The sequence below is a fragment of the Streptomyces sp. NPDC051064 genome (genome assembly GCF_044455985.1).
Taxonomy (GTDB): domain Bacteria; phylum Actinomycetota; class Actinomycetes; order Streptomycetales; family Streptomycetaceae; genus Streptomyces.
The window spans coordinates 172,086-193,078 of the sequence record NZ_JBITFK010000011.1 but is presented as its reverse complement, the minus strand read 5'-3'; the positions used below and the strand labels follow the sequence as shown (position 1 = coordinate 193,078).

The following is a 20,993-nucleotide window of genomic DNA, read 5'->3' as shown; positions in this document are numbered from 1 at the left end:
TGCCCGCTGGGCACGGCAGGGGGCGTTTCGGTGGGCGCGCGCCCGAGGTCGCACGGCCGGCAGCGAGTCCGAAAAAACTTGGGCGGGCGGCAACCTTTTCGGGAGCGGCGGCAACCAGTACGGCAACGGTGCCTGTCCAAGCCCGCGCCCGCACCGCTACCTGACCCTCAGCCAAAGGCCCGTACAACAACGGGACTTGAAGCCGCCTGGTTTCAGCCTGCGAACGTTTCTGCCCGCGGATTGTGTGAGAAGTATTGACGCTGATCACCAGGTCTTTACCATCCAATTGCTCGACACTTCGACCCTTGTTCGATATATCGGACAGCCAGGGCCGCACCACACCGGCATCCGGACAGCCTCTGACGGGGAAGACCGGAGCCGCTTGCTCAAGGATGACGAGGTCCTTATGCACAGACGTAGTTTCAGCCTCAGACGCCCGTCCGCGGTGCTCGCCGCTGCGGTCGCGGCCCTGGCCGCGCTGGCGGCGCTGCTCGTCGCCGGCCCGGCTCAGGCGGCCACCACCAGCGACATGCGCGGTGTTGATTCCGGCCGGTGTCTCGATGTGTCGGGCTTCAGCCAGACCGACGGCGCCAACGTGCACATCTGGGACTGCCACGGTGGAACCAATCAGCAGTGGACGCTGACGGACAGCAACCAGCTGACCGTGTACGGCAACAAGTGCCTGGATGTCCGGGGCGGCGCCACCACGTCCGGGACCCCGGTGCAGATCTGGACGTGCAACGGCAGTGACAACCAGCAGTGGCGGGTGAACCCCGACGGCACGATCGTCGGCGTGCGGTCCGGGCTGTGCCTGGAGGTCTCGGGCTGGGGCAAGGCCAACGGCACGGGAGCGCAGATCTGGTCGTGCACCGGTGGCGACAACCAGAAGTGGACCGGCCTGTCCGGGGGGAGCAACGCGTGTGCTCTTCCGTCGACGTACCGGTGGACATCGACCGGCCCGCTGGCGCAGCCGAAGGCGGGGTGGGCCTCGCTCAAGGACTTCACCACCGTGAAGCACAACGGCAAGCACATCGTCTATGCCACGACGCACAACACCCTCGCCGGTGACGATGGGCGCTGGGGATTGACGGCCTTCAGCCCCTTCACGAACTGGTCCGACATGGCCACCGCCACCCAGAACACGATCCCCTTCGACGGCATCGCGCCGACGCTGTTCTACTTCGCCCCGAAGAACCTCTGGGTGCTCGCCTATAACGGGGCTTGGCCATACAGCTTCGGATACCGCACCTCGAGCGACCCCACCAACCCCAACGGCTGGAGCCCGCAGCAGGAGCTGTTCACGGGCACCCTCCCGAAGGGGGGCCCCCTCGATGTAACCCTCATCGGCGACGACACGAACATGTACATGTTCTTCGCCGACGATGAGGGCGGCATCTACCGCGCCAGCATGCCCATCGGCAACTTCCCGGGCACCTTCGGTTCGTTCTCGAAGATCATGAGCGACACGCCGCAAAACCTGTTCGAGGCGGTCGAGGTCTACAAGGTTCAGGGTCAGAACCAGTACCTCATGATCGTCGAGGCCCAGAATTACACAGGGCATGGTCGCTACTTCCGCTCGTTCACGGCCACCAGCCTGGGCGGCACGTGGACACCGCAGGCCGGGGCCGACACCGTGACCAACCCCTTCGCCGGCAGTGCCAACAGCGGCGCGACGGCCTGGACAAGGGACATCAGCCACGGCGATCTGGTTCGCACCAACCCCGACCAGACCAAGACCATTGACCCTTGCAATCTGCAGTTCCTCTACCAGGGGCGCGACCCCAGCACCGACGGCGGGGACTACGGTCTCCTGCCGTACCGGCCGGGCGTGCTGACACTGCAGCGCTAGTCGGTGGCGTGACGCAGGTGAGGCGTCCCCCGGAGTGTGGACACAGGGGCTCATGCCGCGATTGAGAGTTTAGCTGCTCGCAGATGCTGCTGTTCGAACTCCACCGGTGAGAGGTATTTGAGGGCACTGTGACGTCTGCGGGCGTTGTAGTAGGTCAGCCACTGGAAGATCTCCAGCCTCGCCTGACGCATCGTCGAGAACAGCCTCTGGTGCATCGCCTCCCTCTTGAGGCCCTGCCAGAACGACTCGGCGAGGGCGTTGTCGTAACTCGAGCCGACCCGGCCCATGCTCCTGTGGATCCCGAAACCGTCGCAGACCTGCGCGAACGCGGCAGCGGTGTACTGCGAGCCCCTGTCCGCATGAAAGATCACGCCGTCCACGTGGCCACCGCGGGCCGCCACCGCCATCTTGAGGGCGTCGATGACCAGCTCGGCCCGCATATGGGTGGCCATCGAGTAGCCGAGCACCCGGCGTGAGCAGATGTCCAGGACGCAGGCGAGATACAGCCACGACCCGCCGACCTGCACATATGTGACGTCACCGCACCACTTCTCGTCCAGCTGCCCGGCGGAGAAGTCACGTTGGACGAGGTCCGCGGTAGGCGGTGCGAGGCGGTCCGGGACCGTGGTGCGTTTTACGGCGCCGCAGATGGAGGCCCTCCAGGCCGTGCTTGTGTGGATCTCGCGGATTTCCGCGGCCAGGGCGTCGTCGGCGGCTTGGCGCACCTCGCGGGCCTTCGCGCCGGCGATCCACCGGTAGAAGCCCGAGCGCGAGACCTGAAGCACCCGGCATATCCGCTGCACGCCGAAGTCGGCCCGGTTGTCGGAGATGAAGTCCCAGCGGAGGGTCATGCCCTCATCTCCTTCGCGAAATACTGGGCCGCCCGGCGCAGGATCTCCCGCTCGAGTTCCCATTCCTTCTCCGCCCTGCGCAGCCGGCCGTTCTCCGCCCGTAGCCGGGCCAGTTCCTCATCCCTGCCCTCGGCGACCGGCTCGTCGCAATTGCCGCGGCCCACCTGCTCATCGGCCTGGGGCACCCAACTGCGCAGCGTCTCGCCGGTCACCCCGACATCCGCCGCCACCGCATACGCGCGCTTCCCACCCGCCGCGCGGTACAACGCGACGGCATCATTCCTGAACTCCGCCGGATACGGAGACTTCCGTCCCACCAGGACACCCTTCCTCGGATCTGCAAGATCCATTGTCAGAGTGTCCACACCGCCGGGATCACCTCAGTCGAGCGCGGCACCCCGGTACGTGAACGGACCGAGCGGGCTGGTCGTTCCTGAACCGCGTCGCCCCTGAGAGGCGAAAAACGAACCGAACGACTTCTATCGTCGTCACGATTTCCGGTTCACGAAAATCATCGGCCGTCGCCATCGGCCAGCTGGCTGGCCGCAGCGCTTCCGGCGCCCCCACTGTTGCCCGACGTTGAAGTTGGGGGGCACGAGTGACGCCCACCAACACAGGTGGACGTCGCTGTGCGTTGAACTGACCTGGCGGTAACGCCAGTTGTCGAAGCGCATCGACAGTTTCACTCCCCGCACGAGGGCGTCAACACCCAGGGAGGAAGAAAGTTTCCCCTTGCTCAACTACTTGTTTCGCGCAAAACATAAGGTTAACTTCCCACCCGAGGTGAAGCGCTTCGACAGATGTGGTCAATGCCTTCCCCTCGACCGGGGGCGCCCCCCGTATTCCGTCCCGCTTGCGTGCGGGGCCGCTCCCCACCCCGCCCTTCTGTGAAAGGCCGCACGGTGTCCGACCAGAGTCCGGTGATCCCCGGTTTCCACCCCGACCCCAGCATCTGCCGGGTCGGCGAGGACTACTACGTCGTCTGCTCCAGCTTCGAGTACTTCCCGGGCATCCCGGTCTTCCACAGCCGCGACCTGCTGCACTGGACCCAGATCGGCAACGCCCTGACCCGGCCTGAGCAGTTGCGGCTGCCCTTCGACATGCCGTCCTCGGCCGGCATCTACGCACCGACCCTTCGCCACCGCAACGGCCGCTTCTGGCTGATCGTCACCAACTGCGCCGAGGGCGCCGGCAACATGATCTTCACCGCGACCGATCCGGCCGGCCCCTGGTCGGACCCGATCCCGGCGCCCGGCGTCCCCGGCATCGACCCCGACCTGGTCTGGGACGAGGACGGCACCTGCTGGTGCACCGTGGCAGGGGTCTCCCAGGTCCGGATCGACCCGGCCACCGGGGAGACCTTCGGCACCCCGCACCGCATGTGGTCCGGCGCGCCCGGCGCCCAGGCACCCGAGGCACCGCACCTCTACCGGATCGGCGACCACTGGTATCTCCTGATCGCCGAGGGCGGCACCGAGCGCGGACACTCCGTCTCCATCGCCCGCGGCCCCTCCCCCGCTGGCCCCTTCGAGCCGTGCCTGGCGAACCCGGTCCTCACCCACCGCTCCACCCACCACCCCGTCCAGAACACCGGCCACGCCGATCTCGTCCAGGCCGCCGACGGCACCTGGTGGATGGTCTTCCTCGCGGTCCGTCCCGGCGGCGGCACCCCCGGCTGGCACGTCCTCGGCCGCGAGACCTTCCTCGCCCCGGTCACCTGGGAGAACGGCTGGCCGGTCGTCGGAGAGATCACCGCCCCGGAGAAGTCCCCTGCCGGCGAACCGTTCCACGACGACTTCGACGCCTCCGCACTCCATCCCTCCTGGATCTCCCTCCGCGACCGCGCCCCCGCCCACTGCACCACCACCGAACGCCCCGGCTCACTGACCCTGCACGCCCGCGGCACCTCCCTGGACGCACCGGACGCGGTCTTCACCGGCCGCCGCCAGCTCCATCTCAACTGCCGGGCCCGTACGTCCGTCGACGTGTCACAGGGCTGCGGGGGTCTCGCGGTCCGGCTCGACGAACAGCACCACTACGACATCGAGTCGGACGGGAACGAGGTCCGCGTGATCTCCCGCGTCGGAACGGTGCGCGCCGTCGTCGCCACCCGCCCCGGCCCCGCAAACCCCCTCGTCCTCGGCGTACAGGTCACCCCGCCGCCCGCACCGCACGACGCCCGCACCGGCCCCGACGTGATCGCCCTCGGCACCGAGGAACCCGACGGCACCTTCACCGCCCTCGCCACCCTGGACGGCCGCTACCTCTCCACCGAGGTCGCCGGCGGCTTCACCGGGCGCGTCATCGGCCTGTACGCAGCCGCCGGAACCGTCCACTTCGACCGGTTCACCTACGAGCCGCTCACCCCCTGACCCGGCGCCGGCACCTCGTCGCCGTATCACCACACCCAAAGGAACCGACCATGCAGGACATACGCCGCCGAAGAGCGCCGGGCCGCCTGGCCACCCTGCTCCTGGCGCTGGCCGTGATGCTCGGCCTCACCACCGTCTCCGCACACGCCGCCCCTGACCCGGCAACCCCGGCGGCTCTCAAGGTGCCGGCCTCCGCGAAGGCCGCCGTCGCCGCGATGCAGCCCAGCTGGAACCTGGGCAACACCCTGGACGCGATCCCCGAGGAGACCTCCTGGGGCAACCCGAAGGCCACCCCGCGAGCTGCTCGACAAGGTCCGCGCGGAGGGCTATCGCAGCGTCCGTATCCCGGTGACCTGGTCCGACCACCAGGCCGCCACCGCCCCCTACACCATCGACGCCACCTACCTGGACCGTGTCGAACAGGTCGTCCAGTATGCCCTGGACGAGGGCCCGTACGTGGTCCTCAACGTGCACCACGACTCCTCGCAGTGGGTCAGCAAGATCGCCACCGAGCACGACACCGTGCGTGCCCGCTTCGACGCCACCTGGACGCAGATCGCCGAGCGGTTCAAGGACGCCCCGCGCACCCTGCTGTTCGAGGCCATCAACGAGCCCACTTTCGAAGGCGCCACCGCCGAGCAGAAGGCGAAGCTCCTGGACGAACTCCAGGTCTCCTTCCACCGAATCGTCCGCGACGCGGGCGGCAACAACGACGACCGGCTGCTCGTCCTGACCAGCCAGGTCGGCACCCCGTCCCAGGAGCTGATGGACGACCTCCACCGGACGATCACCTCGCTCGACGACGCCAGACGTGGTGACGGTCGACCGTCCGACGCCGGAGGCGGAGTCCAAGGGCACCACCGACGAGTTCTACGTCACCACCCACTTCCGGGGTGACGAGATCGCGGCGATGGAGTCCACGTACGCGAGCGGCGGCAATGCCGGACTGATCGACTGGAACCCGTACCAGGAGTTCAACAAGGCGTTCCGGCCGGACTACGCCAACAGTAAGATCACGCTGATGCCCGACTACCTGAAGGCCCTGCGGGACGGCGAGAAGGTCAATCTGACCTTCCACTTCTACAGCGGTGCCACCGTGAAGTACCAGGTGACGAGGGACGGTTCGAAGGTCACCGGTTCGACCGTCTGACCGATCCCAGATACGTCCCGGCTGCCCGGGTCACGTCCCGACCTCGGCAGCCGAGGCTCTTCCGTGTCCCACAGGAGATACCGATGACCGCTCTGCCTCCGCGCGTCCTGTTCGGCGCCGCCTATTACCACGAGTACCAGCCCTACGAGCGTCTGAAGGACGACCTCCATGCTCACCGGAGCGATCAAGGGCTGCGGCCCTTCGGCACGGGAGTCCCTTCCTCACTCACCTCGCAAGCGGTTCCCCACCACGCCGTTCCGCCAGTACATGTGCCCGCCGATGCCAACGGGACGACACAGCAGCCGAGTTGCCGACACGAACGGCGAGCAGCCCGCGCCAGATTCAGTACTCACTCGCAGAAGAGGACGACTGTATGAGAAAGCCTTGGATCCTGCCCCTCATCACGCTGGTCACTGCCGCGCTCGGGGTGATGGCAGCAGGTGTGGCACCTGCCTCCGCCGCCTCGACCACGCCTTTGCGGGTCATGCCGTTGGGCGACTCGATAACCTGGGGTGTGGGAAGCAGCACGGGCAACGGCTACCGGGCTCCGTTGTGGGACAAGCTCGCGACGGACGGCCATCCGCTGGACTTCGTCGGCACGTTGCGGGGCGGTTCGATGTCCGACCCCGACAATGAAGGTTACCAGGGATACAGGATCCACCAGATCGCCGAACTCGCCGACGTCTCGCTGACCCGCTACCGGCCCAACGTCGTGACGCTGATGATCGGCACCAACGACCTGGCCGGGAGCTATCAGGTCTCCACCGCCGCCGACCGGCTGAAGTCGCTGGTCAACCAGATCACCGCCGACGTCCCTGACGCGACCGTCCTCGTGGCCTCCCTGGTGGTGTCCACCAGCGGCTCGGAGGAGCAGTACCGTGCCGCGTACAACCAGGCCATCCCCCAGATCGTGAGCGAGGCACAGTCCGCGGGCAAGCGCGTCGCATACGTGGACATGAGCAGCCTGACCACGGCCGACCTGGCCGACGCCCTGCACCCCAACGACGTGGGCTACCAGAAGATGGCCGACGCCTTCCACCGCGGCATCCAGTCCGCGGACAGCGCCGGGTGGCTGAGGAACCCCGCCCCGGCCCCCGCACGGGTGCAGTCAGACCTGGGCGGCAAGTGCATGGATGTCAGCGGCTTCGGCACCGCCGACGGGACCGCCGTCCAGATCTGGAGCTGCGGCGACAGCATCAACCAGTTCTGGTCCGCCTACACCGACGGCACCCTGCGCTCCATGGGTAAGTGCCTCGACGCCGCCGGCTTCGGCACGGCCAACGGCACCAAGGTGCAGCTCTGGGCTTGCCACGGCGGCTCCAACCAGGTCTGGCAGCCCTACAACGGCGGCTACCGCAACCCCGCCTCCGGCCGCTGCCTCGACGTTCCGGGCTTCTCCACGGCCGACGGCACGCAGCTCCAACTGTGGGACTGCCACGGCGGCTCCAACCAGAAGTGGACCACTCTGGCCGCCGGATGACCCCCGCACCCGGGACCTGGGCCCCTCCCCGCCCCGGTCCCGGGATTCGAGGGCCGCTCCTGGACCGGCTGTCGTCACCCTGGTCACCGCCGCCCACGCGTTCCTGACCGAGCAGCGCTTGGCCCCAAAGGCCGATACAGCGGGCTCACCCTCTACCAGATCCTCGACACCATCCAAGACGTGCTGAACTGCTGGACCGGCACCTGCACCACTGCCATCGCCCCCTGCCCAGAACATCCGCCACCAACCAGAACCCCAGAGCCAGAGCGACCTAACGGAGTCCTCCTAGTACTCCAGCAGCGTTTCGCTATCTGGCCTGGTCACGGACGTCGTGCGGAGTGCAGTTGGCTGATGGTGTGTCAGGGGTGGACTTGCGCAACCGCCCCTCCAACGAGTGGGGTCGGGACTTGGCCGGGCTCCGACGGGGACAGCCTCCCGGCATGACCACGAGGAGTTGGCCCGGACGACTGCGAGAGCCCCGAAGCGCGCACGATCACCGAACGACGACTGCTGTGGGCGAGCCGGTAACCACCCGTTGATCGCCCGGCGTTGACACTCCCTCCTGCCCCCTCCTATATTCCCGTTCGACACTCAGAATCATGTCCGACATTTCGAACTTCGGCTCTCGGTCCCCTTACCCGTGAGGAAGCTGATCTCGCATGTCCTGGCTCCAACACCCCCACAGCCGCCGGAGAGTCATGGCGGCCACCGCCGGCCTGGTCGCGGGCGCCACGCTGCCGGCAATGGGCGCGATGCGCGCGGCGGCGGCCACGACGGCCCAGCAGGAGCGGTTCACCAACCCGGTGATCTGGCAGGACTTCGCCGACCTCGAGGTCATCCGCGTCGGCGACACGTACTACTACACCGGCTCGACCATGCACTTCTCGCCGGGCGCGCCCGTCCTGCGCTCCTACGACCTGGTCAACTGGGAGTTCATCGGCCACTCGGTGCCGGTCCTCGACTTCGGCGACGCGTACGACCTCAAGGGCGGACGGGCGTACGTCGCGGGCATCTACGCGTCCTCGATGCGCTACCGCCCCAGCGACAAGACCTTTTACTGGGTGGGCCAGATCGGCTGGCAGCGGTCGTACGTATACAGGGCCACCGACGCGGCGGGCCCCTGGACCCGGCACGCCGAGATCGGCAGCATCTACTACGACGCGGGGCTGCTCTTCGACGACGACGGCACCCCGTACGTGGCGTACGGCGCCAACGAGATCCGCGTCGCGCAGCTCTCCCCGGACATGCGCACCGAGGTCAGGTCCGAACACGTGCTCACCAAGCCCGACGACATGCACCTGATGGAGGGCTCCCGCTTCTACAAGATCAACGGGAACTACTACATCTTCTCCACCCTCCCGCCCAACGGCCAGTACATCTGGAAGTCCACCTCAGGCCCCTTCGGCCCGTACGAAATGCGGGAGGTGCTGTTGAACCTGCCCGGCCCGATCCCCGGCGGCGGCATACCGCACCAGGGCTCACTGGTCGACACCCCGAACGGCGACTGGTACTACATGGGCTTCATCGATGCCTATCCCGGCGGCCGCGTCCCCGCCCTGGCCCCGGTCACCTGGAACGCCGAGGGCTGGCCCGAGCTCCAGACCGTCGACGGCACGTGGGGCGAGACATACCCCTACCCGGTCACCCCGCACCCGCTCCCACCGATGACAGGCGCCGACACCTTCGAGGGAACCGCGCTGGCGCCGTACTGGGAGTGGAACCACAATCCCGACACCGCCGCGTTCACCGTCAACAACGGTCTCACCCTCAGGACCGCCACCGTCACCGACGACCTCTACACCGCCCGGAATACCCTCACCCGCCGCATCCAGGGCCCCGCCTCCACCGCGACCGTGGTACTCGACTACTCCGGGATGGCGGACGGCGACCGGGCCGGGCTGGCGATGCTGCGCGACTCCTCCGCCTGGATCGGCGTCACACGGCAGAACGGCATCAGCAGGCTGGTGATGTTCGACGGCCTGACCATGGACACCAACTGGAACACCAGCAGCACCGGCACCGAGCAGGCCCGCGCCGACCTCCCCGCCTCCGGCAACCGCGTCTGGCTGCGCGCCACCGCCGACATCAGCCCGGGGCCGGGCCGCCAGGCGACGTTCTCCTGCAGCACCGACGGCACCACCTTCACCCCGCTCGGCCCGGCCTTCACCATGAACGAGAAACCTAACTTCTTTATGGGCTACCGCTTCGCCGTCTTCAACCACGCCACCAAGACCCTCGGCGGCAAAGTGCGGGTGGAACGCTTCGACTTGCGCGCGTGCGCGCCGACGGTGCAAGCGGGCACTGTGGACACGAACGCCTGGTACGTCGTGGTCAACCGCAACAGCGGCAAGGCACTGGACGTGGCGGGCGCGAGCTCCGCGGACGGCGCCGCGATCACGCAGTGGGGCCGGTATGACGGGACCAACCAGCAGTTCCAGTTCGTGGACTCCGGTGACGGCTACTACCGGTTGAAGGCGAGGCACTCGGGCAAGCTGCTGGACGTCTCCGGCTGGTCGACGGCCGACAACGCCGCCATCAACCAGTGGAGCGACCACGATGGCGCGAACCAGCAGTTCCGGTTGGCGGACTCACCGGACGGATACGTCCGGTTGATCAACCGCAACAGCGGGAAGGCCGTCGAGGTACCGGGCTTCTCCTCCACAGACGGGACCGGCATCGTCCAGTACTCGGACTGGGGTGGCGCGAACCAGCAGTGGAAGCTCGTCCGCGTCGGCTTCGTGGGCTCGCGCTCCTGCTGACACCGGTATCCGGATCAAGCCCACCGAAACTCCCCCTTGCCCGCTGGGCAAGGGGGGTTTCCGTCTGCGCGCCCGAGGCCGCACGGCCGACAGCGAGGTCCGAAAGGAGTGCTTTCTGCGGTGACCGACAGATCAATAGAAAGGCACCAAAGCCAGTCTTTGCACGAGTCAGGCCACCGCTCGCCCCGGTCGCACTCGGCGAGCGTGCCGTCCACGAGAACGTAGTCGGGGTCTGTCTCGCACAGTACCTTCAGCAAGCCCGGCGCCTTGTCGGCCAGGTGGTCGACGACGGTGGTGACGTAGGCATGGGCGGTGCCGACGGATATACGGAAACCCGCGGCGAGTTGGGCCAGGGGGTCGTGCCGGCGCAGGTATGCCAGAGCGATCACGGCACGCTCGGACGGCCGGAGTTTGCAGCGTCGGCCACCCTCACGGGTGACGATCAGCATCGTCACCCACTCCACGAGTGCGTGCGGCAGGTCGAGTACGGCGGGGTACGGGGCCAACAGGGCTTCTGAGCTGGAGAGTTGAGACCTAGACACCTCTCTCAACGGCACGGGAGCCCTGTCCGTTGCCTACGGCCCGCCGTCACCCGTCCGGGGCCCAGCTTGAAAATCCTCAGTCAGCAGGCGGCCGAGGACATCCAGGCGTTCGACTTCGCTCAGCGCGGCTCGTCGGGTGGCCTTCATCGCGGGTATGGAGAGTGAGCGTCGGCAATGGCGGCTCTGCATAGCCCAGTTGAGGAAGGACTTCGAACAGTTGTGGCCGTGCTCGCTGTTTTCGGCCACCAGGCGTCAACGTCGATCTGCCGCAGGAGGCAAGGGCGGTGTTCCGCTCGCCGAGCCATTGAAGGAAGGCAGTCGCGTACTTGATCTGCTCGGCGGCGAAGCCTGGCGCACGGCGAGTCGGTCGTGCAGATCCAGCCCGACCTGATCATCCCGACCGTGACCGGGCGAAAGGAACGGCGGAACCGTGGATGAGCGGATGGAGATCGCGACGGCGAAGGACGCCGCCGACCATCAGCTGGTGCTGGCCTTCGGGCGACTGCAGGGGGCGGCGAACCGGCTGGAGTACATCCTGGGGCGTGCCCTGGAGCGGGGGTACGGCATCAGTCATGTGGCGTATGAGGCGCTGCTCATTCTGGGGCGGGTCGGCGATCCGGGCCTGTCGATGCCCACGATCGCCCAGGAGCAGGTACTGACCACCGGAGGCGTGACCCGGTTGGTGGACCGGATGGAGGAGGCCGGACTGGTCCGGCGCGTGGAGGATCGCGAGGACCGGCTCGGACGACTGGTACGCCTGATCGCCGAGGGCGCGGAGAAGGCGGTGGCCGTCTCCCGCGTACATGTGGAGAACATCCTCCGCTACTTCCTGGAGCCGCTGCCTGCCGTGGACCGCGAGCGGTTCGCCGAGTCTGCGGATCTTGAGTCACTCGGCCTGGGACATGCTGCCCCGCCTGCCCTGAGCCGAGGGCGCGGCCGGACGGCGCCGAGGCTGTCATGGGCACAGAAGGGCACTGTCACGTTGTTGAGGGCGTCGGTGTCCAACGGTGTGTCAGGGCGTGCCGGGGTGGGTTGTCGGCGCTGGGTCAGGCTGCTGTGAGCAGGGCGGTGCCGGTGATCTGGTCCCAGATTACGAAGCGGATGGTCATCTCGATGCGGTGCGCGGTGGCGGTCATGAGGTGGCGTCGGGGTCGGAAGTGGGATGAGATGCCGCTGAAGGCGGCCAGGAATCTCTGTGCGCCGCCGACGGTCCGGAAGCCCTTCATGGCTCGTTCGCGTTGCCTTGTGGGCTGGTGGGAGTTCTCGGCGCGGTTGTTGAGGCTCTTGTGGGCGCGGTGCTCGAGCGACTTGAGGGCGAGCAGAAGAACGGCGAGATCGCTGCCGCGCCGCGGTGAGCGTGCGGTCGGCGGAGCGGTGGCGGCGGGCCTGGCGCGAGCAGGTCCAGAGCGCGGCGGTCTCGGGCTAGGACATAGAGGCCCCACACGCACAGCGTCCCCGTCAGCGAACTGATGAGAACTCATGAGCGATTGAGGCTAACCTCCGTTCCATGCAGTTCACCCTCGATGGCGAATCCTTCGAGCTGACACCCACGCTTGTTCGTAGGCGTCTCGCTGGTCACGTGCCCGAGGAGATCACTCTGCAACGCCGACCGCCTCTTGCAGCATTGAGCATCGTGTGGCTTCGACGCGGCGAACCGACCAAGGCCGCCGCCCTGGCCAAGCGGGGTGCTGAAGCTGCGGCCTCAGCCGGCGTCCCGATGCGTGCAGCGGACGCCAGGCTCCGCTCTGGTGCGGCAGATTCCGTGCGGAGAACGTGCGAGCCGCCCTACGGGGCCTGGACGGTGTCATCGACACCCGCCGCCCATGAACGGCACAGCAACGAATCCGAGGCCCGCCCACTCCGAGGCAAGGTACTTATCCGGCTGGACCCTTCTCGATCAGGCACTCGTCGACTTACGTGCTGGGGTGGCGCTGGGGCCCCTCCTTGCCGTGCATGCGCATGCCTTCCTCGGGATGGTCCTGCACAAGCTGCGCACACCCCCGGCAGGGGCGAGAAGTGCCAGGGATCGCCTCTGGCCGAGGACGCGGTACGCCGGGCCGCAGCCCGGGGCCGTGGGCGTTAGCCAGAGTCAGTTGCTCAGGCGCAGCGACGTGCAATGGCCACGGGACCTATCACGGCGTGATAGGTGGAGATCCTTGCGACTGCCAGTCATTGGGTGAGGCACCGTCGGGATGGAGGCACCCGCCGCCACCTTTCGCCGCGCATCGACAGGCCTGCGGTGCGGGTTATCACGGCGTGATAGGCGGAGGGGCCTGGGCGAACTGCCACCCCGTGAAGGCCGTCCAGGCACGGTACTTATCACGCCGTGATAGGCGGGAGCTTTGAACCCGGAAATGACATCTCGCAGCCGGCGCTGGTCGTCGACACCAGGTACGAAGTGGCGAGGAAGACCTGCCCTCTCCTGGGCCAGTCTGGGCCTCGGTTCAGACTGCCTAGTGAGATGTGCAGAAGGGAGGCCCGAGAGAGTAGCCGTGGTCGTCACCGACCCCAGACCAACGGCAAGGTCGAACGCTTCAACCGCACCCTCGCTGACGAATGGGCCTACCTCCGGCCCTGCACCTCCAACGACGAGCGGACAGCACCCCTGGCGGACTTCCTCCACACCTACAACCACCACCGCTGCCACACCGCACTCGGCGGCCAGCCCCGATCAGCCGCGTCAACGACCCTGCGGGTCAATACACCTAGGGCTGCTGGGCGAGGCTGGCCGTTTGAAGTGGCGCTCGCCTACAACAGGCTGGCCGCGTCGGAGAACCATCGTCCTGTTTGGCGCTGCCGTCGGCTTCGAGGCATGCGTGGGGTGCGCGAGTATCGCGCCTGCCTGCGGTCCGGTGCCCAGCTCGCGCAGGGCTGCGATGCGCCCATGGCGCGTGAAGAGTCCGGCGTACGCGCTCAGGGTGTTCTAAGTCAGGAAGCGGCGTGCAGCTATGTCCGCGCGTTTACGACCTGGTGCGCGATTGGGGTCGGCCGTCCGTAGCGGAGGATGGCCCAATGCATGCTCTCTTCGATAATCCCGGGCTCCGTCGCGTCTCGCTGGGCGAGTACCCCTTGTGGGACGAGGCTCTTGCGCTCCTCAACCGGGACTTGGCAGTGACTCTTCCTGAGCAAGGGCCCCTGCAACTGGTGGCCCAGCCTTCCTACGAGGCGGGCGAGCCGGAGTATGTCTACGTTGCGCTGGCCAATGGCGAGTGGCACGGCGGTCACCTGTACCCAAAGGTGGCGGAAGACCTTGCTCATGCCTTGGCGATCGTCGCCGACGCCGCGCAGGATACCGTCGCTGAGCGTCTGTGGCAGGCGTGGCCCCTGTGCATCGAACACAACCTGGGCATGCATGCGTGCGAGGTGGAGGGGCAGCTCTCCTGGTGGTGCGCCGGAGAGCGGCCGCGTCTCGGGCCGGCTCACATCCGTGCGGCCGTGGGCACGCTCGACACATTCTGAGCCGCCCGCATTGCCGCAACCCCAAGCGATGGAGAGCAGATCGACATCATGTTGCGCGGCAGTCGCAGCGGGTGCGCCGTGACGTTAAGGGGGCCGTGCGGGTTGGGTGTTCATGGGACGCAATACCTTGGCCGCACGGTCTTGCCCCATCCCGTTTTCACCGAACTTCAGCGCCGTCGACTCGGCGCGCTGATCGCACCCACCAGACAACCCGCCAGGCCAACACGCCCCGACCTCAAGCGCGCACAACGTCGTTAGGTCCGCGGTTGCCTCATATAAACGACCCGCTCGTTCGAGGACTTGGGTCTGCAGTACCTGCGCAATGTGACAGGGGTGTTCCCACTAGCCAGCAGCGTTGGCCGCCGGGCACTCTCAGCCAGCGGACGGAGCAGCTCCAGCACCTGCTCGTCACGGTCTTGCCCTTCGGTGATCTCAACAAGACGTGAGGTCAGCTACCAGCCGCCAAGGTGGGCAAGGACGTCGATCGCCTCGTCCATGTCCGGCCTTCGCCAGGAGGCCGGCGATCCTTCGGCTGACAAGCGCCGATTCCCCGTCGTGCTCGCTCGGGCGCGCCGTCTCGGTATTGCTTGGTACTCCCCCAGTCGAGCAGGATCTCAGCCTTGCCCAGACGATGGGCTGCCTTCCTGCGGTAACAAAAGGCTCTATTGCACTGCGGGCATGCTCGAACTGTCTCCCTGCATGGCTCGGGCCTGCAGCCTTGACGCCGAACCACTCAGCCCGCTCGGTCGCAGCCCTGATCATCAGATCAAGGTGCTCGTGCCCTAGAGGGAGAGTTGCCAGCCTCAGGGGTAGCCCACCAGGGGACTTCGTCTGCCAGTCGAGATCGTAAAGGTGCATGTCCGGTGCGGAGAGGCAGTCTCTGGCACGACGGCCAAGGCTGGGTCCGGGAGGGTGTCATCGGGGCTCATGAAGAGGGCATCAAACTCGATCGACGGGCATGGGGTTCCGAGTTATGACGCCGTGATAGGTCCCTTTGGACTCTGGCGGCTTATCACGGCGTGATAGGCCGGGGGAGATCGAACACCTCGCGCCGCTGAGTCAGAAGCCCGGCCGTGTGCCTTCTTAAGAGATCGTCTCAACAGGCTCGCTTACTAGGCTGGCGGTCGTGATGACGATGGTGGAACGGCTGGTGCCGGACGGGCTGTGGGAGTTGTTTCAGCGGGTGGTCCCGGCTCCTCCGGTACGGCCCCAGGGTGGCGGCCGGCGTAGGTATGGGGCCGGCAGGTGCTGGCGGCCATCGTGTTCGTGGCCACGACGGGCTGCACGTGGCGGCAACTGCCGCCGGGCTTCGGACCGTCTGGGCCGACTGCGCACCGGCGGTTCACCGAGTGGAGCCGAGCCAGGGTATGGGGGCAAGCTCCACCGCCTGGTCCTGGACGAGCTCGGCGCCCGCGGCTCCCTGGACTGGTCGCGGTGCGCGATCGACTCGGTAAACATGCGGGCAGCCAAAGGGGGGACCTGACGGGTCCGAATCCCGTAGATCGCGGTAAGAAGGGATCAAAAATCCATTTGCTCACCGAGCGGACCGGTCTGCCCCTGTCTATCGGCACCTCCGCCGCTAACACCCACGACAGTCAGGGCCTGGAGCCTCTGGTGCGGGGCATCCCGCCGATCCGATCCCGGCGCGGGCACCGTCGGCGGCGGCCCGCCAAGCTCCACGGCGACAAGGGCTACGACTACGACCACCTCCGCAGGTGGCTCCGCGCCCGGAACATCACCCCGCGCATCGCCCGCAGGGGTATCGAGTCCTCCCAGCGGCTGGGTCGCCATCGGTGGACCGTCGAGCGAACGGTGGCATGGCTGGCCGGCTGCCGCCGCCTGCATCGTCGCTACGAATGCAAGGCGGAACACTTCCTGGCCTTCGCAGGGATCGCCGCCGCCTTGATCTGCTACCGCCGGCTGGACCGGCTGACCGGTTCACACGGCGCCGAGAAAGCCCGGATCAACCCCATCGAACTGTCGGCATGAGTCCCGGGCGACGCTGAGCAGCTCCGTCATGGGCACGGCGCGACGACTGGTCGCGGAGAGATCTTGGCGCGCCTCGGCAGACCACAACGGCGGAAACAGCGACAAGCCCTGATCGCTGTTCAATGGGCGGACCTCTTCCTGCCAGCCGGGCCAGCGAAGATCCGCGTAGAACTCATCAAGCGCCCCGGACACCAGCCAGGCCATCCACGCCGAGTGGCCGACGCCCAGAGCCTCCCAGCGAAGCGAATCCGCAGCGAAGTAGACCATCTCTCCCGGAGCTCCGGGGCGGCCAGCGCTGGCGGGAGCTCCGCCGTTGACAGCGAAGACCCCGCCCAGCACGTCCTGGCCCACCACCAGGCCCGTATCCGCTCGCCAATCGGAGTCGAACGCTCCCGGGAACTGATTGACCCGAGCCAGGCCCGGCACCCCATGCGCCGCCCCTTCCACGGGGCTGCCAAAGACCCGCAACCATCCGCCGTCCACGAGCAGACCGCCGCAGTGCAGTACCACCGCGCCCAGGTACGACCTGGCCGTGACCTGCAACTGGAGAAGTGACGCTCTACCCAGGTCGCTGTCGGCAGGAAGCACTTCGACGGCCACGGGCCCGGCACCGAGTGCCTGCCTGAGTTCCGGCCAGGCCGGTTCCTCAACGTCGATCAGCTGACTCAACTCACGCATGCCCGCATCGTCGCACCCGCACCTTGCACCCCAATCGGCAGGGCACTTCGATAAGCCCACCGCCTATCGAGATGTACGCCAAGGGCTCCGGCGGTGACGCCCGCATCACCACGGCCGGCACCCCCACGGTCTTCGCGGACAACGGCAACGTCCTCGGCGTCACGGTCGCCGGCCATCACTACGCCCTGTTCGCCCCGACCGGCAGCGACTGGGCCGTCTCCGGTTCCACGATCACCGCGGGCCTCGGCGGCAAGGACTACTTCTCGCTCGCGGTACTGCCGTCCACGGACGCGCTCGCGACCTACCGGAAGTACGCCTTCAGCTTCGTCACCGGCTCCAAGGTGGCCTGGGAATCCACCGGAGGCACGGTCAGGGCGATCTACAGCCTGACCACGGAGGCCGAGGAGGGCACCGAACGCGGCACGCTCCAGGCGCTGTACCGCCACCAGTGGCTGCACACCACGGACGCCCTCACGCCGTACGCGTACGTCTCCCCGCGCGGCACCATGAAGGTGCGGGAGTCGGCGTCCTTCACCACCAGCCAGAAGAACCAGGGCGTGCTGCCCGCCCTGCCCGCGTCCGGCGGAGTCGACAAGGCGCGGCTGACCGGCTACCTCAACGAGGTGGCGAACGCCTCGGACCCGTTCTCCGGCGCGAGTGACACGTACTGGACCGGCAAGGCGCTCGGCCGACTCGCCCAGTTGGTGCCCGTCGCGGACCAGGTCGGCCAGACCGGCATCCGGGACAAGCTGCTCGGCCTGATGAAGGGCCGCCTCCAGGAGTGGTTCACGGCAGGCGGCGCGGCTGAGTTCAGCTACGACAAGAGCTGGAAGACCCTCACCGGCTACCCGGCCTCGTACGGCAGTGACACCGAGCTGAACGACCACCACTTCCACTACAGCTACTACGTGTACGCGGCGGCGATCGTCGCCCAGTACGACCAGGCGTGGGCCGCCGACTCCGCCTGGGGCACCATGGTCAAGACCCTGGTGCGGGACGCTGCCAACCCCAGCCGGACGGATGCCGCGTACCCGTTCCTGCGCGGCTTCGACGTGTACGCGGGCCACAGCTGGGCCTCCGGCCACCAGGGCTTCGCGGCGGGCAACAACCAGGAGTCCTCCTCGGAGTCCGTCAACCTCAGCGCGGGGCTGGTCCTGTGGGGCGCGGCGACGGGTGACACCGGGCTGCGCGACCTCGGCAGCTACCTGCTGACCACCGAGTCGGAAGCGATCACGCAGTACTGGTTCGACGCCGACCAGCAGGTTTTCCCGGGCTCCTTCGGGCACGACACGGTCGGCATGGTCTGGGGCAGCGGCGGCGCGTACTCCACCTGGTGGACCGCGAACCCGGAGGAGATCCACGGCATCAACGTCCTACCCGTCACCGGTGGTTCACTGCACCTGGCCCGCGAGAAGGCAGCCATCAAGCGGAACATCGCCGAGATGGAGCGGGAGAACAGCGGTCCCGCCGTCGAGTGGCGGGACCTCCTGTGGGAGTTCGAGTCGCTGGCCGATCCGGCGGCGGCCAAGGCCAAGTGGGACGCGGGGAACGCGGGTTACACCCCGGAGCAGGGTGAGTCCAAGGCCCACACATACCACTGGATCACCACGCTCGACAGCCTGGGCGCGCCCGATCCGACCGTCAGCGGGGACATCCCGACGTCGGCGGTCTTCGCCAAGAACGGCGTCCGTACGTACAGCGCCCACAACCACGGTCCCACCGCCCGCACAGTCACCTTCTCCGACGGCGCGACCCTCGCGGTTCCGGCCCGTTCCACGGCCACCGGCACGGGCACCGGCGGCGGGGACCCCGACCCGGATCCCGAGGAGCCGGGCCCGTCCACCGGCAACACCTTCCGGCTGAAGTCCGGCGGAACCCTCACCACCGCCACGGACGGCGCGGCGGGAGCCGACACGCTGGCCTCGGCGGACGGCGTCAACCGGGACGGTACGCCGTACAAGCCGACGGTCTACGAGATCAAGAAGGTCGACGGGACACTCGCGGCGGGTGCGTCCACTGCGTTCCGCCTCCGGGTCGACGGGGGTACGAAGGTCGGGCTCGCCCCGCAGGTCAGGATCAGTTACGACCTCACCGGTGACGGCACGTTCGACCGGACCGAGACCTTCCGCTACTTCGCGACCGACCCGGTCACGGGGTGGGAGGAGTACACCCAGGCCGTGGGCACCACCGCGGTGACCGGAAGCCTGGCCAACCTCAGGGGCGGAACGGTCCGCCTGGAGATCTGGAACGCGCTGGGCAACGGCACGTCCCAGGTGCAGACCGGCACGGACGCGGCGGTCGTGAAGATCCCGTACGTCTAGACCTCGTCGCGCGGCGGGTCCCGAGCATCTCAGGCCGGGCCCGCCGCTGCGGTCGGCCCAGCTCGTGCGCGCCGCGAGGCCGCCGGGGCTCGATGCCCACGCCGTCGCCGCTGCTCGCCAAAGGGCAATCGTGAAGCTCACGGATCTCGTTGTGACCGTGATGTGTGCATGAACGTGATGTCGCGGGGCACCAGGATGAGCGCAGCAGAGACCTAACCGCTGTCGATTCGAAGTCAGCCAGTTCGTACCGGTCGGGCGCGACGAGACCGCTGCGAAGCGGATTTTCGTACACGCCCGCAAAACTCGAGGATGGGAACTGCCATGATTCTGCTCGGTGCAATTCTGCTCATAATCGGCCTACTGGTCGGCATTTCTTTGCTGACGACCATCGGAGGTGTGCTCGTCGTGGTGGGCGCCATCCTGTGGCTCCTTGGTGCAAGCGGGCGCAAGGTCGGCGGGCGTAAGCACTACTTCTAGCCCGACGCCGTTGCACCCGCACTTCCCGGCCATCTCCGCGAGAGACTCTGCGGGAGGACTGGCCATCGGCTGTGTTATTCGGGGGAACCGGAGAAGGTGGCTGGGGACTCCGTTCACGAACCATGACCTCCAAGGACGGGGCCTCCGGCCACTCCAGCAGGTGCCGGCAACGAGCTGGGCGTCTCTGCCCGCGTGGGAGTCGGGCTGGAAGACGAACTCTTCGCCGGCCTGAACCTTGGCACCACCGCCCTCAAGCTCGACGTGGGCGGTGAATGGCTGGGCATCTACCAAGCCGGCCGCTCCGGGGTCAGCGTCGACGCGGGCGACGTCCTCCCAGAAGGAACGCGCTTCGTGGGCCAGCCACCGCCCGGCATTCCTCGACACGGACCGCGTCCTGCCAGCCGTGTGCCGAGGAGCAGTGGTCCGACGACGCCCGACTCCGTCCGCCGCTGGCGGCCTTCGTGAGCGGCAATCCCCAAGGCGTGAGACTCCGGCGTCACGCAGGGACCACCGAAGCCACGCTGACGGCCTCACGGTCGGCGTGGCTTCGCTCGACGCGAAGCCTGACTCGACGTCCAGGCCCCAGGTCCAGGGACTTTCCCTGATCGGGACGTTCAAGGAGAAGGTTCACGCCGTCGGATCAACCGCTCAGATCACGTACTTCGGCCCCGCGCCCGGGTCAGCTGCTTCAGTTCGACGATGGTCGCGACAGCGCGCAGCCACGTTGCCGCGGTGTCGTCGGCCGCGATCCCGCCCACGAGTTCGGTGCCGGCCAGCAGCCATTCCCGTACGAGAACGGCCGCGTCCCGGCCGGGCAGGGGCTCGGGCAGCTCCGCGGCGCGGGCGAGTCCGCCGGCGCGCACGGTGTCGGCGAGGAAGGCGACCGAGCGCGGCTCGGTGCCGAGGCGGTCGAGGACGACGGCCGCGGCCGCGGCGCCGTCGCCGAACAGAGCGGTGCGCCGGGGGCCGGGATCGGCGGTGAGGCCGTAACGCAGCAGGACGGTGATGTCGAGCCGGGCCAGCTCGTCGTCCGTGCGGTCCGGCGGGTGCGGGGCGTCGTTCATGG

General features: G+C 67.7%; 13 protein-coding genes and 6 pseudogenes. 14 read left to right on the top strand and 5 right to left on the bottom strand.

What is annotated here, in order from left to right; translation table 11 throughout:
- The first annotated feature begins 406 nt into the window (after positions 1-406).
- Positions 407-1,849, top strand: a complete 1,443-nt coding sequence (locus ACIBCU_RS33320) for a non-reducing end alpha-L-arabinofuranosidase family hydrolase (RefSeq protein WP_399236148.1) — start codon at positions 407-409, stop codon at positions 1,847-1,849.
- Positions 1,850-1,899: 50 nt separating this feature from the next.
- On the opposite strand, the gene ACIBCU_RS33315 is transcribed toward ACIBCU_RS33320, so the two are convergent.
- A protein-coding gene (locus tag ACIBCU_RS33315) for an IS3 family transposase (protein ID WP_399236146.1) occupies positions 1,900-3,017 on the bottom strand; the annotation gives its coding sequence in 2 pieces (ribosomal slippage) (positions 1,900-2,768 and positions 2,768-3,017; 1,119 coding nt in all).
- Positions 3,018-3,602: 585 nt separating this feature from the next.
- On the opposite strand from ACIBCU_RS33315, the gene ACIBCU_RS33310 reads away from it, so the two are divergent.
- The 7 genes and pseudogenes from ACIBCU_RS33310 (at position 3,603) to ACIBCU_RS33280 (ending at position 10,461) form a co-directional block, all read left to right on the top strand.
- On the top strand, positions 3,603-5,072 hold the full coding sequence (locus tag ACIBCU_RS33310; RefSeq protein WP_399236026.1) for a glycoside hydrolase family 43 protein: 1,470 nt from the start codon (positions 3,603-3,605) through the stop codon (positions 5,070-5,072).
- A gap of 348 nt (positions 5,073-5,420) precedes the next feature.
- Positions 5,421-5,969 carry a glycoside hydrolase family 5 protein gene (locus ACIBCU_RS33305; protein WP_399236024.1) on the top strand — a complete coding sequence of 183 codons (549 nt, stop codon included), beginning with the start codon at positions 5,421-5,423 and terminating at the stop codon, positions 5,967-5,969.
- Positions 5,887-6,222: a hypothetical protein gene (locus ACIBCU_RS33300; protein ID WP_362928493.1), complete on the top strand. Its 336-nt coding sequence runs from the start codon at positions 5,887-5,889 to the stop codon at positions 6,220-6,222. The genes ACIBCU_RS33305 and ACIBCU_RS33300 overlap by 83 nt, the downstream gene beginning before the upstream one ends.
- 373 nt (positions 6,223-6,595) lie before the next feature.
- Positions 6,596-7,702 (top strand): ricin-type beta-trefoil lectin domain protein, encoded by a 1,107-nt coding sequence (locus ACIBCU_RS33295; protein WP_399236021.1) that lies wholly within the window; start codon positions 6,596-6,598, stop codon positions 7,700-7,702.
- 45 nt (positions 7,703-7,747) lie between these two features.
- Positions 7,748-7,889: pseudogene (locus ACIBCU_RS33290) on the top strand (IS701 family transposase); the annotation flags it as partial.
- 472 nt (positions 7,890-8,361) lie between these two features.
- Positions 8,362-9,972, top strand: a pseudogene (locus ACIBCU_RS33285) (glycoside hydrolase 43 family protein); the annotation flags it as partial.
- Complete coding sequence (locus ACIBCU_RS33280; protein WP_399236144.1) at positions 9,949-10,461, top strand: RICIN domain-containing protein; 513 nt, start codon at positions 9,949-9,951, stop codon at positions 10,459-10,461. The pseudogene ACIBCU_RS33285 and the gene ACIBCU_RS33280, both read left to right, overlap by 24 nt.
- Before the next feature lie 185 nt (positions 10,462-10,646).
- Here the strand turns inward: ACIBCU_RS33280 and ACIBCU_RS33275 are convergent.
- A pseudogene (locus tag ACIBCU_RS33275) lies at positions 10,647-10,967 on the bottom strand (transposase family protein); the annotation flags it as partial.
- Between the two features lie 478 nt (positions 10,968-11,445).
- Here ACIBCU_RS33275 and ACIBCU_RS33270 point away from each other — a divergent pair.
- Positions 11,446-11,926, top strand: a pseudogene (locus ACIBCU_RS33270) (MarR family winged helix-turn-helix transcriptional regulator).
- Positions 11,927-12,049: 123 nt separating this feature from the next.
- Here the strand turns inward: ACIBCU_RS33270 and ACIBCU_RS33265 are convergent.
- Positions 12,050-12,316: pseudogene (locus ACIBCU_RS33265) on the bottom strand (DDE-type integrase/transposase/recombinase); the annotation flags it as partial.
- A 1,187-nt stretch (positions 12,317-13,503) separates the two neighbouring features.
- On the opposite strand from ACIBCU_RS33265, the pseudogene ACIBCU_RS33260 reads away from it, so the two are divergent.
- From ACIBCU_RS33260 to ACIBCU_RS33250, 3 genes and pseudogenes are all read left to right on the top strand, one after another.
- Positions 13,504-13,712: pseudogene (locus ACIBCU_RS33260) on the top strand (integrase core domain-containing protein); the annotation flags it as partial.
- A gap of 303 nt (positions 13,713-14,015) precedes the next feature.
- Positions 14,016-14,462, top strand: coding sequence for a hypothetical protein (locus ACIBCU_RS33255; RefSeq protein ID WP_399236019.1), 447 nt, complete (start codon positions 14,016-14,018; stop codon positions 14,460-14,462).
- 1,245 nt (positions 14,463-15,707) lie between these two features.
- Positions 15,708-16,451: an IS5 family transposase gene (locus ACIBCU_RS33250; RefSeq protein WP_399236016.1), complete on the top strand. Its 744-nt coding sequence runs from the start codon at positions 15,708-15,710 to the stop codon at positions 16,449-16,451.
- Here ACIBCU_RS33250 and ACIBCU_RS33245 read toward each other — a convergent pair.
- Positions 16,401-17,129: a DUF2625 domain-containing protein gene (locus ACIBCU_RS33245; RefSeq protein WP_399236014.1), complete on the bottom strand. Its 729-nt coding sequence runs from the start codon at positions 17,127-17,129 to the stop codon at positions 16,401-16,403. The two genes, ACIBCU_RS33250 and ACIBCU_RS33245, sit on opposite strands and share 51 nt — an antisense overlap.
- Before the next feature lie 71 nt (positions 17,130-17,200).
- Here ACIBCU_RS33245 and ACIBCU_RS33240 point away from each other — a divergent pair, with 71 nt between their 5' ends.
- Both ACIBCU_RS33240 and ACIBCU_RS33235 read left to right on the top strand, forming a co-directional pair.
- Entirely contained in the window at positions 17,201-19,450 is a 2,250-nt protein-coding gene (locus ACIBCU_RS33240) for a glycosyl hydrolase (protein ID WP_399236012.1), read from the top strand.
- Positions 19,451-19,771: 321 nt separating this feature from the next.
- Complete coding sequence (locus tag ACIBCU_RS33235; protein WP_362928489.1) at positions 19,772-19,927, top strand: hypothetical protein; 156 nt, start codon at positions 19,772-19,774, stop codon at positions 19,925-19,927.
- A gap of 653 nt (positions 19,928-20,580) precedes the next feature.
- Here ACIBCU_RS33235 and ACIBCU_RS33230 read toward each other — a convergent pair.
- The gene (locus ACIBCU_RS33230) at positions 20,581-20,991 is read right to left on the bottom strand and encodes a hypothetical protein (protein ID WP_362928487.1); all 411 of its coding nucleotides are present in this window, start codon (positions 20,989-20,991) and stop codon (positions 20,581-20,583) included.
- Positions 20,992-20,993: the final 2 nt, after the last annotated feature.